Source organism: Neolewinella lacunae (assembly GCF_014349155.1).
GTDB lineage: Bacteria > Bacteroidota > Bacteroidia > Chitinophagales > Saprospiraceae > Neolewinella > Neolewinella lacunae.
Window position 1 is genome coordinate 1 of the sequence record NZ_JACSIT010000114.1, and the last position, 14,959, is coordinate 14,959.

Below are 14,959 nucleotides of genomic sequence, written 5' to 3' on the forward strand. Positions count from 1 at the left end.
CCCCGTAGGTGCTATGTTAAAAACCAAGCTTTTTTGAAAGTTTTTGCTAGTTTTGAGGTTCAAGGACGGGCTGTTTTCTCGGCTCAGTCACCGTAGGCGAGCTCGATGGCTCGCCTACCCTTTTACCCGCCCGGTTCCGGTGGGTATCCTCGCAGTATGGCTGCCCTGACTTCACCACTCCAAACGCTACCTTAAGTACCTGACGTACTGTTGCGGTGCGTGCCTGTTTTTTGGCCATTCCCTTGTCGATTGCCCTGCGGTAGGTCTCTCCGAACACGCTATCGTGATTACCGACCGCCGCCAGGCCCATGTAAGGTGCCGAACGGATTCTAGCGTTGCCTCGGCCCGAGATCCTCGTCTTGCCCCGAACCGAACTCCCAGACTGGTTTTCGATGATATCTAGACCGGCATACTTAATGAGTTGTTCGCGGTTCTCAAAGAGCGCGAATCCGTCCGTTTCGGCCAAGAGCGTATAGGCCGTGACGGAACCCACAAAGGGGATGGAGCACAGTAGCGCGTGGTTGATTTGCAGCGCTTCGTCCCCATCCCGCAACTCGTCCATTTCTCCTTCGATTTGGTCGATCTGGCGGGTGAAAAATTTGATCTGTTCTTTGAGTCGCTTGACCGTGTCCAGGCGCGGGCATTTGCTACTGGTCAGTGCGTGTAGGCGATTTCTAGCCTGGGTAAGGATACCCATAAGTGACTGACGCTCACGGGATAGCTCGCGCAATTCGCGCATCAACGGACTCATTGGTTGCCACGCCTTGGGATTGTACATGGCCCCGTAAGTGGCGATAATGCGCGCATCCAAGGGGTCATTCTTGGAGTATTCGTTAAGGCTACGGGCGAAGTTCTTGATCTTGTTGGGCAGCACCACACTCAGGCGGTATTGAGCATTGAACAGAACGTAAGCCAGGTCCTCGTAGTAGCGTCCAGTGGCTTCCATCACCACGTGCACTAAGGACCGATCAGGGGCGTTTTTACCCACCCATTTGACGAACTGGGTGTGCCCCCCACGAGTGTTATTGAAGCTCCGTTTAGTGACGATTTCCGAAGTGCGGTTAGCGTACACTTTCTGGATTACGGCCTCGAAAGTCTCGCAGGCGATGTCAGCTCCAATACTGTAGGCTATGAGTTGCATAAAAGAAGATTGAGGAAGTGAAAAAATGATCGAAGAACTTCCGTCGTCCAGCCTTGTAATCTTTACAGTTCCTAGTGGCAAAAGCAGCTACTGGATTAAGTGCTATCGTGACTCTAAAAGCCTTCTAACCGAAGCGTACAACCTACGGGAGTAACTGATCTGTAAAGACCGTCTTAGCGTCCGATGAACTGCATTCGGCTAGAAGTAAAGTAGTTATTTTTGCTTAGAGCGACCAAGCGATAACGACCCTACTGCAAACGTACAAGCGTCCTACGCCCACTAACCAACTCAGGTTCCACTGTAAAACTTTGCGGCGGAGGACCTGCGGGCGTCCCGACTTTTCTCTTGTCAAGGTGCTGCCGGGCAAACCCTTAAGGCATCCAGCAAATAGAGGGAAAGAGTAAACTTTCAACCTCATTCGAAAAGGGTGAGCTTGGAATTTGCAGGTAAGGATTCGCTACCCAGTTGACCAATTGTACCCATCCGCTGCCTAACCGATGAGGCAGCGATCAAGTCATCTAATTGCTGATAACGAAAAATTATTTGAGAAATGGCAGAGTGCGTGATAATTTCTTGCCTAGATGCGACAGAGTTTGAGCGGGCCAAACCCCTTGATATTTCCCTATCCCTTGGGCACTGCTAATACAACATGTTGTGTGTAGTGCTTTATTTTTTTCCAGTAATCAAAAATTCTTTTAAGGTGACCAAGCTTAACCAACCCCCCGTAATATTATTTGCGGTAAAAACAAATCCTACGTCACTCTCAGGGTAGTATCTAAAAAAAGAAACAAAATCCCTCGTAATGCCAGTATGTCCATAGGATTCTCCAATATTGTCCTTTCTTAATTCAAAACCCATCCCGCGGGAAAGAGATTCGTTTATTACAATGTGTTTTCTAAAAATTTCATCATACGTTTTTGGAGACAATCCGACTTTATTTCTTATTGCTATGGCAAATTTGGCAAAGTCAAGAGGGTTCGTCATTAAACTAGCCGCCATGTTCGGTTCTTTAAAACCCGACCTTGATGGAGCACCTCTGTAAAATCCGTCGGCAATATTTTTTCTTACATATTCATTCGTTTTAAAATAAAAGTTGCTTAGCCCTAAAGGCCGTATTAATTCTTCTTCAAGAATAGTTTCAATATCCTTGTTAGCTAAGTGTACAAGAACTCTTTTAAGATATTCAAAACCTTCACCGGAATAGCCAAATTGCGTGCCGGGAGTGAATAGCAAGTCAAATTCGCCTTTTTCATTTCTTTCTGCCCAGTTTGGAAAACCTGTTTGATGGCTCAATACGTGACGTGCAGTAATTAGCTTGTAACGGCTATCGTGTTCCACATCAGGAAATGGCAAGTATTGGTATAAGGGTTTGTCTAAATCAATAACACCTTTCTCAACCAACCGCAGTACAACGAAGGAAAAAACTGGTTTAGTAATAGAACCGAATTCAAATATAGTAGACTCGCTTACACCTTCTTTTGTAATCGGGTTTACAACGCCATAAGCTTTAGAATATACTACTTGTCCGTTCTTAATGATGGCGAGAGAAGCTCCGGGGACCTGATAGTGATCCAGGTTTTGAAGTATGAATTCATCCAACATACTTATGCCTGTACTATCTAAATTAAAAATAACACCCTCTTTTGGCATTGTCGAGTGCAGGATGAGCGTGTCAAGCACAAGAGTATGATGGTTCTGACGGACAGTAGAATCAAGGTTGAAAAGTGCTTTCGAAGAAGTCTCATCTATTCTAATAAAGCCTTGATCCCAGTCCCTACGCCAGTGATACTTACTATAAGGGGTAACTACATAGTCTCCAACAGGTAATAGCAGTTTATAATTCCCCGTAGAATCGACTTTTACAAACTTGATGAGGGCTGGGTCATACTTTGATTTAATGATAACCTTATCTGGAAAATGAATTATCGAGTCGTTTGACCACTTTACCAGACCATTAACCATAACTGAATCGATGGATTGAGCCTGGATGGGCAAGCAAAAAATTAAGCGACAAACTATACCAATTGGTAATACTTTATATAATTTATTAATTATGCTCATTTATAAGTGTCTGAAATTTAAAACCAAAATAGTAGGGTGTGTTGTTTTGGTTGAATTTCACACAACGTCCTTGCTATGCCCCTCCCCCGATCGACTGGAAGGGGTTGCCGCATCGCCGGTGTTAGAAACTGACCAAATCTATGCCTTCCCCTCCACCCATCCAAATCTTCCGGCTCAAAACTACGGCGGATCATGCTTTGGGCCTTGCTTCTACAGCGGAAAGCTGCTGGGGCTTGGGGGAGATTCAGAGCTACTTGTGTTTAGGCTGGTTCCTTATGATTGGATGGGGTGCTAGTGGCTAACGGCGGTTCTCAGCTATACGCAGGCAGGGATTTTAACTACTGAACCTACTACGAAGAACTCAACTTCAAATTTAGCACTTTCCTGTCCTACGAAGCACGAAAACCCTGCTTGCGTATAGGTGAGGTTGTTTGTAGTTTTTATCTACCGTACTTAAGTAAAAGTGTATTCAATTCACCATATTCTTCATATTCATTATTGGAAAGGATTACTACAAATTCATCAGTATCCAATATATACAATAAAAAATTTACGTAGCCTTGCCAAGAACCTGTATGCAGTACATACTTGCCTAATTTTTCAGAGATTTGAATTCCAAAACCAAAACCTGTTGACTTCGAAATACTATCGCCCGAGAACATTTTCTCTTTACTGTCCTGCGAAATAAGGCTGTTGTTTTTTAAAGCCTTTTTCCATTTTATTAAATCCAATATTGTTGAATGAATCATACCGTCACCGACAATTCCATCGTATAGTTTCATTCTTTTATCGTACAGATAATTGGGTTTGTTTCTTTTGCCTTTTCTGTAGTACCCCGTTGTGATTTTTGGGTCAGTGTCCTGTTTGTAAATGCGTCTTACAACCCTAGAATCATTCATTTCAAGAGGGTTGAAAATGTTTACTTCAAGATATTCTTCGAATTTCATACCACTAACTTTCTCGATGACGGACGCAAGTACCGCATAGCCCGTATTACTGTACACACTTTTAGTTCCAGGATAAAATTCTAAAGGAATAGTGTTTTTGCTCAATATTTCAATAATATCGCTGTTCAAAGGTATTGTACTTTTACTCCAATATTTTTTCTTACTAATCAAATCCATATAGTCTGGAAGCCCTGATTGATGTCTTAGCAAATGCTCAATTGTGATATCTCTGTATGGTAAGGCATTCCAAATACTATCAATTTTGGTTGAATATGATAATTTACCTTTCTCAATGAGTTGAACAATGCACAGAGCTGTGAATTGTTTGGAAAGAGAAGCAAGGTCAAAAATGGATTCATCAATTAAAGGTATTTGCTTTTCAATGTTTGAAAAGCCGTAGTTACCTTTAAAGATTATGCTATCATTTCTTGAATAGAGAACATTTCCATTAAATCCGTCTCTGTGATGGATTTCCAATAGGCCGTCAAGTGTAACTAAGTTTTGGCTGAATACACCATTCTGTAAGATTACTAGTAAGCCTATTATAATTATTTTGCTCATTTTTCTCTTTTTAAAATTACAAACAACGCCCAACCTATGCGCACACCCGACCGAATGGGAGGGTTGCCGCATAGCCGTTGTTAGGCACAGGCCAAATCTATGCCTTCCCCTCCACCCATCCAAATCTTCCGGCTCAAAACTACGGCGGATCATGCTTTGGGCCTTGCTTCTCCAGCGGAAAGCTGCTGGGGCTTGGGGGAGATTCGGAAAGCCACTTATGCTGAGGGTCGTTTCTTGTGATTGAGGGGCTGCTGGTGGCTAACGTCGAGTTACACAATGTAGAGGCGTTTAGCCGCCATGGCCGTGGCAGCTTTTGTCAGCAGCAGTTTATTAATTCATCAATTTTTCATAAGCAATTCTGAGTTTTGAGATATATTCATCAATTTCTACAAATTCCCTTCCATCTGCCCATCTATATTTATCCAATCGATGCAGGAGGTTTAACTGTATAGTTTCTTCTTCTATTTTCTGATATTCAACAGGTTGTATTCCCATCCCTTTTAAAAATGAGTCAAATTCTTTTTCCTCTAATTTATTCTCTATTAGTATAATTCCAATTTCTGTATGTGGAACGATATTGATTCCAGAAGTGCCCCAATCCAATAAATAGACAAGTTGATTGTTGTAAATAACATTTCTTGGGCACAAATCTCCATGAACGAGTCCTTCATTAAATTCTTTATCCTTTAGTTTTATTAAAATGCTCTTTACCTTTTCTTGTTCAGAAATATTGAAGGCATTTCTTTTTAGCAAAGAATCCTTTTCTGACAGTTCACCTATGTTATATTCAAGTTTACTTTTCCAGTTTGTATGAAATTCATCAGTTGTAATATGAAGTTCTTCAATTTTATTAATACTGTGGAATTTACGCGCAAATTGACCCAACCTTTCCCAAATTAATAAATTTTGTTCTGTAGAACACTTGCTTCCATTTGTTCCCTCTATTTTACTTAGAATCATAAAAGGAAATTTTCCTTTCATTCCGACCTTCAATATTTTTGGACTTGGTACACCTAGAATAGTTACTTTTTCAATACACCATTTTTCTTTCCAAAATTCAAATTCCTTATTTTCATCTTTATTAATTCTTAAAATATAGGCTCCTCCTTTACATTTGACATCATAAACATTATTTACGGACCCTAAATCAACAATTTGTGAAACAGCTTCTACTTCTTCGTTTAATTCTGATTTTATTATTTCATTCACTATTTTCTTCATTCTTGATCTTTTTATTGTCTGGTTGCTGGTGGATACCTTACCTCCGCAACAATCCCATATCTCACTTGCGCGTTTCCCCGCCGCCAGGTCATCAAGGGGACTGACGAGGCTGCGCAGGTGCTGATCGGAACGTGGGTGTAGCGCAGGGTGGTCTTGACGTCTGTGTGGTCCCGCAGCTCTTGGATGTAGCGCACGTCGGTACCGCGTTTGAGTAAGTGGGGGCAAAGCGCTAGCCAAATCTATGCCTTCCCTTCTACCCATCCAAATCTTCCGGCGCAAAACTATCATGGATCACCCTCTGGCCTTTACTTCTCCAGCAGAAAGCTGCTGGGGACTGACTGAGATTTGGGTAGTAATTTGTGCCCAGGCTCGTCTCACGATTGCGGTGGCGCCGGTGGCTAACGTGAGCGCCAACGTCAGCCGCGATAACGGTTGTTGGTGGCGCATTATTAGATGCATCATTTAATTTAAATACATCACGATGTTTATTTAATGAATAGTAATAGTCTAAAATTAAAAGGCACACTTTATTCCTTTTCAGATAGGCAAGGATTTAGTTCTCCATTAATAACTTTCATTACGTCCATTTTGAGTTTCTCCAAATCAATTTTATCTTTGTAAGTGTAGCACCAGAGCGTTCCCGAAATTTCATTAGTGGCAGTCTCTAGTCTCTTGGTAAGAACATAGTCAAACTTATCCGAATTACCGTGATACATTAAAACATGTAGCCTATAAAGTTGATCCTTATCATTACCTTCATCATCAGTACTATAGACATAGTAGACTATTTTTGTGAATGATGAGCTAAATCTATCACTTGGCAACTCCTCAAACCATTCGTATCCCCAAATATTAAGTGAATCAATTTTGAAAAAATCATAATTAAAAAACTCATCAATACCATCTGGAAGGCTTTCATTTCTGTATAAATCATATAGTGCATTTCTTAATGAATCTGCCGCAGTATAATTTTTTAATCCAAAATTTGAAACTATTTGATTTTTTAGACTAAATGGAAGCTTGCGCATATAATTATCGTCAAAATTTTCTTTCTCCTTTTCTAAAAGTTCAGATATTTTTCAGAATAAATTAGTGACTCATTATACTCTTCTCTTAGTCTAAAATATTCTTCTATTTCGGTCGAAAGCTCAATTATTATTTCTACAGCTATGAGACGATTACTATCACCTATAGGAATTCTTTTTTCTAAGCTAACAAAATAATCATATGAGTCAACATAACTCAAAGCATTAGCCATTTCTAGTCCATAACTTATACTATCAGCATAAACTTGAGATTGAATAGACTGAATGGAATTAATGAAAATAAAAATACTTAAGAATGATTTCATTTTTCTATTTTTAAGTGCGGCTAACGCCTAGGCTTTCCGCCCCCCGCCACAATGGGAGGATTTGCCGCACAGCCGTTGTTAGGCACAAGCCAAATCTATACCTTCCCCTCCGCCCATCCAAATCTTCCGGCGCAAAACTATGGCTAGGCACGCTTTGGGTCTTGCTTTTCTTTATTTCAGAGTTCCGAGGCCTGGCTAAGGTTTGGGGAGGGACTTATACATGGGATGGTTGCTTACGATTGATGGGAGGGCAAACCACGTTAGGAGCATGGACATCATAGCCTTTGTTGTAGAGCGTTTAATCTTTAATTATTAATACATACCCGTTTAATTGAATAGCTTCACTTAAAAAGGATTTTAAATTGATGAATACTTCTTCGACATTTTCTTTGTGACAATTGATTTGACTTATCTTATATACTCCAAGTTTTTCCATTTTCTCAAAGTCATAGTGTTTCATTAAATCACCAGACTCTATTTTTTCAACCAATTTTGATTTTCTTCTTAAAATTTTTATGTCCCAATATTTTAGAGTTCGACCTTGCACCCCTAAAGATTCTTTAAACTCGATACCGTCACCAAAAAAAGTATAATTATAGTCGTTTATTTTTTTTGAGATAAGATAATCTAAAGCATCATATGTCCTATTAGAGTCAAAGTAATATTTATTGTCAAATTGTTTATTGGGATAATACTCCAATAACATTTGAGCATCCTTTTTAAATTCAATCCAATCAGGATGTCCAAAATCACAAAAATCAGTTTTAAATGCTCTTGGCAAAGAGAAAATAATACTCGGGTATTCAGATTCCCTTTTTTCGATTACTTTAGAAAAAATATTCTTCATCTCAATCGGTACGGCAGTCATTGACAAATCTAATCCCATTTTTATTTCTTACGTTCTACAACAATCTCGGCTAAACGACGTGATCAGCTTTTAGTTTGCCCCCCTATTAATCTGACTTTGTCTACAGTTCCGTTGAAAGTTGGTTGGTAAAGGTAATAAATTTTGGTGTTTGCCCCTCAGAGAAGGACCACTTTTTGCTGCTTGGGGCTTCTGCCTTCGGCTTACTTCGCCCTTCCGTTTCCTGGTTGTAGTGCGTATCCCCAGCTTCGCTACTGAGCAGCCCTAGCTTGCTCTTGATCAGATTGCGCGGTACCGTCAAGCCGAAGATCAGCTTTTCACGTTTCACCTTCCGACTGGCTACCAGGCCAGCGAGTAGTTCCTTTTCGGCCACAAGTTCCTTGAGTTGCCGATTCTCCTTCTCCAATTGCTGGAGCTGGCGGATTTGCTGGGAACGAACGCGTTTCCCAAAGTGCTCCTCTCCCTGTTCTGCAAGTTGCCTCTTCCAGTTGTAGTAAGTAGCAGGATAGACGTCGTGCTTGTCCAAGGTCACTTTGAGGCCCTGCGAAGCAGCCTCCTTGATGATGGCGAGCTTTTGCTCGGTGGTAACCGCCGGAGGCAGCAGCGCAGCTAATTTACGTTTTGCCATGGTGGAAATTACAGTTTTTGAACTGTAATCGAGTCCGGGCAATTAGGGGGCCGAAACAATATAAGCTTAGTCTATAGTGAACTGAATTTGATCTCTTAGGAAATTATCATTCTGAAGCTCACATTTTAATGATTTACCATCAAAATAACCAAATAATGATATTCCACAGTCTTCCATCAATAAAGTATACTTGTTATCCTTTATTGAGTATTGAATTATGTATGATTCCTTTAAATCCTTTTTGATGGTCATTTCTTTTTGCTCTTCATATGAATAAGACTTCCAAACTCCAAATACAACCGTGTCTTCGTCTAGAAGTATACCATCTGAAATTTCAAAACCATCTACAGTGATAATTGAATATTTCTTCTTTGCAAAATCATAAATAAGCAGATCTTTTATGGAAGGTATTAGTATAGTCCCTACAGAATCCTGTATCGCTGAAGAAATCCCTCTAAATCCAGCCAAACTATAACATCCTGTGGCAAAACTAGAAACCAAATTCAATTCATTTGAATATAATTTTATTTCACACCCAAGGTTAACAGTAAAAAATCTTTTGTCCACATCATTGTTTAACATTGTTATTCTATCAGAAAAATATTCTAATGTTTCTACTTTTTGACTTTCCTTTGAATAAATATATAAATTTTTACTTTCCTGCGAATAATTATCAGAAAAAATCACATGATCATCCATATTAAGAATACTAGAAGAGGTTGGAATTACGCCCTCTAACTTATCAATTACTTTAAAATCTCCATCATAAAATATAGCTAATTCGTTTCTTTCTCTATGATATAAAACTATATCTTTGGTCTTTGAATTTAGCACTGCAGAAAGGCTATAAATATCATCTGCATATAGTTTGTTTTCTTTTATTTCTATTTCTATAGTATCATTAGGGTAATAAAATGTAATTACTCTATTTTCTAAATCTATGGTAGCACTATTATTATTATCTGCTAATAATAAAATCGCATTTTTGTTAGTATAAAAAAGACTACTCTTTTCACTGATGAAGTCTTGAAAATTCATCTGCTGCCTTATATCTGATTCTACTAATTTTCTATAGTTCTTAAATGCTGATATTTGATTCAGATAGGGATGAACTTTTGTACTATCTAATCTAATACCTAATTCATCCTTTTTATTTAGACTTACATCTTTACTTAATTTAGAAGTAACCCACCGGCTTCCGCTGATACTATTGTTACAACTAAAAAATATTGATGCTATAGAAATCCCCCATAAAAAACTCATAATCCTTAGTTTTCTAAATGAGAACTCTCTTGAATCAAGTACTTTACACATTTTATGCATTAAATTATAGGAAAAAAGAAGTAAAATTAACTTATTTATTTCGTGATAAAGATTATTGCTCAAAGCATCAATCATTTGCATCTTTTTGCACCAAACCCCCAGGCTACGCGCCCCCAACCGAATGGAAGGGGCTGTCGCATTGCCCCGTTGTGAGTAACCAGCCAAATCTATACCTTCCCCTCCGCCCATCCAAATCTTCCGGCGCAAAACTATGGCCAGTCATGCTTTGGCCCTTACTTCTCCAGCGGAAAGCTGCTGGGTCTTGGGGGAGATTTGGGGAGCAACTTGTGCCGAGGGTAGTTCCTTACGAGTGAGGGGGTGATGGTGGATAACGATTTGTGCAAATGTAGTTCACCCGCTTAGGGCCTATTGCCGTTTTGAACTTTGTTAGCGAGCGTTTTCATCTTCTGCTGTAATTATTTCTTCAATTTGCTTTTTCAGAACAGGAATGATATTTTTAACTACGTCCCAAACAATTGAATAATTGACTCCCATATAATCATGGATGAGTTTGTCTCTCATTCCTGCCATATTTCTCCATGATATTCCTGACCAATTGGCTTTGAAATCATCAGGTATTTTTTTTGTGGCTTCCCCTATTATCTCTAAGCTCCTGACAACAGCCCGTTTTAATGTCTCATCGTCAAGCAAGTCATCTTTGACCGTATCCTCGGTAATAACAGAAACGACATAATCGCATTCATCCAAAATGTGGCGCAAATAATCAAGTGGTGATTTAGACATATTCTACTTCTTTTAAAATTTTTGGTCCAATGTATGCGCTTAACCCATTTTGGGTTACTATTTCTACCTTTACCCCTTGAAATATATCTTCGAGCAGATAGGATAAGTCCATGAAGTTGTTAAATGTTTCGTGTCCTTCTTTAAAGGAAATGAAAATGTCAATATCACTATCTTCCCTTTGTTCTTCTCTTGCGTAAGAGCCAAAAAGACCAATAAGGTCAATACCCAAATTGGCAATTTTGCTTTTGTTCTGTTGAATTCGGCGTTTGACTGTTTCTTTTGTTAACATAATTTCAGAATTTATAGTAAAACAACCAAGGATTTGTGAAAAGTAGGGAAGCAGTACTTTTGGGGTAACTACACTCCATCCTTATGCGTCCCCTCAACCTCAGTGTGACTGAAATCGAGACCATGAAGATAAATAAAAACTCACACACTTGCCCCGGTGTTCGCACAAGTCTGCTGATGCCTTGGAGGAGGAGGGTTGCCGCATAGCCATTGTTAGACACTGGCCAAATCTATGCCTTCCCCTCATCGCATCCAAATCTTTCGGCGCAAAATCATCACCCCCATGATGCTTTAGACCTTAATTTTTCAACTGTGACCAGCCGCAGACTGAGATTCAGGAAGCGGCTTCTGCCTTGGCTCGTTCCTTCCGTTGGAGGGGGCGCTGGTGGCTAACGTTTTGCAGATTTGCGATGGGCGGGATTTTTACCACTGAACATGATACGGAGCACTAAACTTTCGGCTACAACAAAACTGTCTTTGGGGCACGAAACCCCGCCTATTGCAAATGTGCTGTTACCTGCTGGCTTTTTTGAGTTTGTCATTAATGATTCGTTTAATAATTCCTGTTCCAATAACTGTCGCACCTTCTCTAAATTCAAATTGCATTTTCTCTGTCAGTCGATTTGCGAAATGGTCAACTGAGAGAATTTTTATTTCAGCTTCAACTGTGTCACCAGGGAAAACAAGTTCTCTGTCAATAAAGGTTTGTTGTCCTGAAGTTTGCATTTCGTCAAAGTCAAATTTCACGTGTGGTCTATAACCTGTTTTGGCTGCTGTCTTTCGTCCACCTTGTTCAGTAGTCTTATATGACAATGTTGCAATAAAGTCTGCACCGGAATTGTCAAACTCAAATTTGTTGTTGTGAAAATATTCCCAAGCATAACTTTCAATTTCGCCACCTGTCAATTCGTTGCCATTTTCATCTTCAATTTTATATGTTTCTTGTCGTTCTCCAATTTGTGCTTCCCCGTCTAGTCCTAACAAAGTTGTATAGAAAGCGTCTCTTAGAGTTCCGTTTAATATTTGTCGAAGTCTTTCAGTTTTTTCTTTGTCAAGCTGCAAGTCACCAATTAGCTTAGAAACGTCAGTCTCATTGTCGGCACTTAAATATAAGTCGACAAGTGTTTTACGTTCTAAATAAAAATTCCTTACAAATTCTTCTGGTGTCATATTCTCTGTTGTGTCGTCTTTAAGCTTGCAGGTAACGCCCAGGCTATACGCACACCCGACCGAATGGAAGGGTTGCCGCATAGCCGTTGTTAGACACTGGCCAAATCTATGCCATCCCCTCCGCCCATCCAAATCTTCCGGCGCAAAACTGTCGCCAATCACGCTTTGGGCCTTACTTTTCCAGCGGAAGGCTGCTGGGTCTTGGGGGAGATTCGGGCTGTAGCTTGTGCCGGGGCTTGTTCCTTAGGATTGAGGGAGGGATGGTGGCTAACGTTTTGGCTACACGCCGTGCGACGTTAGGAGCATGGACGTTGTAGCCTGTGTTGGCTGCATTCAATAGATTCAATTGCATTTCGATTTATCAACATATATTTTATTTCCACTACTATTTATATAGTAACATCCACCTCTAGGGCCTCGATAATAGGTTCGATATGTGCTTGTTCTTCTTTGGCTGCTTGTTGAGGAATCTGTAGTCGGACGAGATTGCGATCTACTTCCTGTTTGAATTGATGAGTTCTCGGTTTGCGGTTTATGATATTCTATATTCTCAGGCTGCTTAATGAATTCATTTACAATTTGACTTCCAATAAAAACTTGCTTTACCACATAACCAATCGTATCTAATGATGGAGAATATACTTTTATTCGCTCAATATCAGGAGCATAACTGATAATTGTAAGTTCTTCGTTTTTCTCAAGTTTTCCTATCTGGGAATATTCATTCGCTAACAGATATGGCTCTTTCTCGCCTATTGATATTTTCAAAGCCGTTGATTTAAGACTATCAAGTTCTAATCGACCAATCTGACTATCAATTTGCTTTAATCGAGCTTCGCTTGATTCAAGTTGCTCCTTTAACCTATTAATTTCATTAGATATATCTACTCTTTCAGACCTCAATTCCTCTAATGTGTTTTGGCATAGGATATAACTACAGCAAAAGGAAAATAAAATAGAAAGAATTACCTGTTTTATCATTTTTCTGGCATTTAGAATGCTCAGCACCTATACTTTCGCATAGGGCTGATGTTTCGGCCCCCTAATTGCCCGGACTCGATTACAGTTCAAAAACTGTAATTTTCACCATGGCAAAACGTAAATTTACCACCGAGCAAAAGCTCGCCATCATCAAGGAGGCTGCTTCGCAGGGCCTCAAAGTCACCTTGGACAAGCACGACGTCTATCCTGCTACTTACTACAACTGGAAGAGGCAACTTGCAGAACAGGGAGAGGAGCACTTTGGGAAACGCGTTCGTTCCCAGCAAATCCGCCAGCTCCAGCAGTTGGAGAAGGAGAATCGGCAACTCAAGGAACTTGTGGCCGAAAAGGAACTACTCATCCGTGCGCTCAAAGAGGCCCGGGAAAAAAAAACCTAAGCCCGGACGACAAGCGTCATGCCATCAAGCGTTTCAATCAAGAGGGCTTGCCCCTCAAATTAGCTTTGGATGCTTTTGCCATGACGCGCCATCAGTATTACCATCGCCCTTGCAGTGAAACTGAAGGCCACGTTCGTTCGGGCGCTCCTGCTTCCACCCACACGTCTTACTACGATGGTGAGGGACAGATTCATCAGCGGCCAAATTCCGAGATCGTCACCAAGATCAAAACGATCCAAGAGGACGACGATCTGCGTTGCGGATACAAGCGGATGACGGCTCAATTACAACTCGAAGGTTACCGCATCAACGCCAAGAAAGTGTACCGTTTGATGAAGGACTATGATCAGTTACTGGAGCGTCGACGAAGTGAACGAGGCCCTTACGTCAGTCAGCGTTGCGCCCGTCCGGATCGCCCGTTGACATTGCTGGAAATGGACATCAAGATGTTCTGGGTAGAGGAGTATCGTCGCCATGCCTTTGTGTTGACGATCATCGACACATTCACCCGCGTAGCCCTTGCCTACGAAGTAGGGTACTCGATGAAGTGGGCGACGGTGGCCAAGGCTTGGGAGGAAGTCATTATCAATCACCTACAGCCGGCAGATCTACTAAGTAAGGACATCCACGTGGAAGTACGCAGCGATAATGGCCCGCAGTTCTTAGCCACCCGACTGCGGGAGTTCATGGCCGACAACCATCTCGGTCAGGTATTTACCCATCCGTACACACCACAAGAAAACGGCCATGTCGAAAGCTTTCACTCGATTATCTCACAGGCTCTAAAGTATGATCGCTTTGCGACCCTCGAACAGCTGGAGCAGCGCCTGGTGCTGTTCTACGAAAACTATAACAATAGCCGGGTAAACTCCGCCACGGCGATGCTCCCACCACAGGTGTTTTGGCAAGCTTACGAGGCGGGCCTGGTCACGAGTCGGAAGGGGAAACGTGAAAAGCTGATCTTCGGCTTGAAGATACCGCGCTATCTGATCAAGAACGAGCTAGGGCTGATTAGTAGCGAAGCCGGGGATACGCACTGTAAACAGGAAACGGAAGGGCGAAGCAAGCCGAAGGCAGAAGCCCCTAAACAGCAAAAAATGGTCCCGCTCTGAGGGGCAAAAACCAAAATTTATTACCTTTACCGACCAACTTTCAACGGAACTGTAGAAAAGTCCGATTAATAGGGGGGCAAACCAGGGGCAAAAACCAAAATTTATTACCTTTACCAACCAACTTTCAACGGAACTGTAGAAAAGTCCGATTAATAGGGGGGCAAACCA

General features: G+C 41.0%; 15 protein-coding genes. 2 read left to right on the forward strand and 13 right to left on the reverse strand.

Translation table 11 applies throughout. The annotated features are described in order from the left end of the window. Positions 1 to 46 precede the first annotated feature (46 nt). The 13 genes from H9S92_RS12210 to H9S92_RS12270 form a co-directional block, all read right to left on the reverse strand. The gene (locus tag H9S92_RS12210) at positions 47 to 1,141 is read right to left on the reverse strand and encodes an IS110 family RNA-guided transposase (protein ID WP_187465678.1); all 1,095 of its coding nucleotides are present in this window, start codon (positions 1,139 to 1,141) and stop codon (positions 47 to 49) included. A 666-nt stretch (positions 1,142 to 1,807) separates the two neighbouring features. After that, positions 1,808 to 3,202 (reverse strand): serine hydrolase domain-containing protein, encoded by a 1,395-nt coding sequence (locus tag H9S92_RS12215; RefSeq protein ID WP_187466995.1) that lies wholly within the window; start codon positions 3,200 to 3,202, stop codon positions 1,808 to 1,810. A 440-nt stretch (positions 3,203 to 3,642) separates the two neighbouring features. After that, complete coding sequence (locus tag H9S92_RS12220) at positions 3,643 to 4,863, reverse strand: serine hydrolase domain-containing protein (protein ID WP_222936076.1); 1,221 nt, start codon at positions 4,861 to 4,863, stop codon at positions 3,643 to 3,645. Between the two features lie 177 nt (positions 4,864 to 5,040). Next, positions 5,041 to 6,219 carry an aminoglycoside phosphotransferase family protein gene (locus H9S92_RS12225; RefSeq protein WP_222936077.1) on the reverse strand — a complete coding sequence of 393 codons (1,179 nt, stop codon included), beginning with the start codon at positions 6,217 to 6,219 and terminating at the stop codon, positions 5,041 to 5,043. Positions 6,220 to 6,458: 239 nt separating this feature from the next. Next, on the reverse strand, positions 6,459 to 6,959 hold the full coding sequence (locus tag H9S92_RS12230; protein ID WP_187466998.1) for a hypothetical protein: 501 nt from the start codon (positions 6,957 to 6,959) through the stop codon (positions 6,459 to 6,461). Positions 6,960 to 6,991: 32 nt separating this feature from the next. Beyond that, positions 6,992 to 7,282, reverse strand: a complete 291-nt coding sequence (locus tag H9S92_RS12235) for a hypothetical protein (protein WP_187466999.1) — start codon at positions 7,280 to 7,282, stop codon at positions 6,992 to 6,994. A gap of 298 nt (positions 7,283 to 7,580) precedes the next feature. Beyond that, on the reverse strand, positions 7,581 to 8,168 hold the full coding sequence (locus H9S92_RS12240) for a DUF1877 family protein (RefSeq protein ID WP_187467000.1): 588 nt from the start codon (positions 8,166 to 8,168) through the stop codon (positions 7,581 to 7,583). Positions 8,169 to 8,250: 82 nt separating this feature from the next. After that, the gene (locus tag H9S92_RS12245; RefSeq protein ID WP_187467001.1) at positions 8,251 to 8,775 is read right to left on the reverse strand and encodes a transposase; all 525 of its coding nucleotides are present in this window, start codon (positions 8,773 to 8,775) and stop codon (positions 8,251 to 8,253) included. 66 nt (positions 8,776 to 8,841) lie between these two features. Further along, positions 8,842 to 10,305 (reverse strand): hypothetical protein, encoded by a 1,464-nt coding sequence (locus H9S92_RS12250; RefSeq protein ID WP_187467002.1) that lies wholly within the window; start codon positions 10,303 to 10,305, stop codon positions 8,842 to 8,844. Between the two features lie 180 nt (positions 10,306 to 10,485). Further along, positions 10,486 to 10,842 (reverse strand): HepT-like ribonuclease domain-containing protein, encoded by a 357-nt coding sequence (locus H9S92_RS12255; RefSeq protein ID WP_187467003.1) that lies wholly within the window; start codon positions 10,840 to 10,842, stop codon positions 10,486 to 10,488. Continuing rightward, complete coding sequence (locus H9S92_RS12260; RefSeq protein WP_187467004.1) at positions 10,835 to 11,131, reverse strand: nucleotidyltransferase family protein; 297 nt, start codon at positions 11,129 to 11,131, stop codon at positions 10,835 to 10,837. Before H9S92_RS12260 ends, H9S92_RS12255 begins: the two co-directional genes overlap by 8 nt. Positions 11,132 to 11,643: 512 nt before the next feature. After that, positions 11,644 to 12,300, reverse strand: coding sequence for a hypothetical protein (locus H9S92_RS12265; protein ID WP_187467005.1), 657 nt, complete (start codon positions 12,298 to 12,300; stop codon positions 11,644 to 11,646). 342 nt (positions 12,301 to 12,642) lie between these two features. Next, complete coding sequence (locus H9S92_RS12270) at positions 12,643 to 13,281, reverse strand: hypothetical protein (protein WP_187467006.1); 639 nt, start codon at positions 13,279 to 13,281, stop codon at positions 12,643 to 12,645. A gap of 107 nt (positions 13,282 to 13,388) precedes the next feature. Here H9S92_RS12270 and H9S92_RS12275 point away from each other — a divergent pair, with 107 nt between their 5' ends. Together H9S92_RS12275 and H9S92_RS12280 are read left to right on the forward strand one after the other, a co-directional pair. After that, positions 13,389 to 13,679 carry a transposase gene (locus H9S92_RS12275; RefSeq protein WP_187466967.1) on the forward strand — a complete coding sequence of 97 codons (291 nt, stop codon included), beginning with the start codon at positions 13,389 to 13,391 and terminating at the stop codon, positions 13,677 to 13,679. Positions 13,680 to 13,726: 47 nt separating this feature from the next. Continuing rightward, positions 13,727 to 14,791, forward strand: coding sequence for a DDE-type integrase/transposase/recombinase (locus H9S92_RS12280; RefSeq protein ID WP_187465330.1), 1,065 nt, complete (start codon positions 13,727 to 13,729; stop codon positions 14,789 to 14,791). The last annotated feature ends 168 nt before the right edge of the window (positions 14,792 to 14,959 follow it).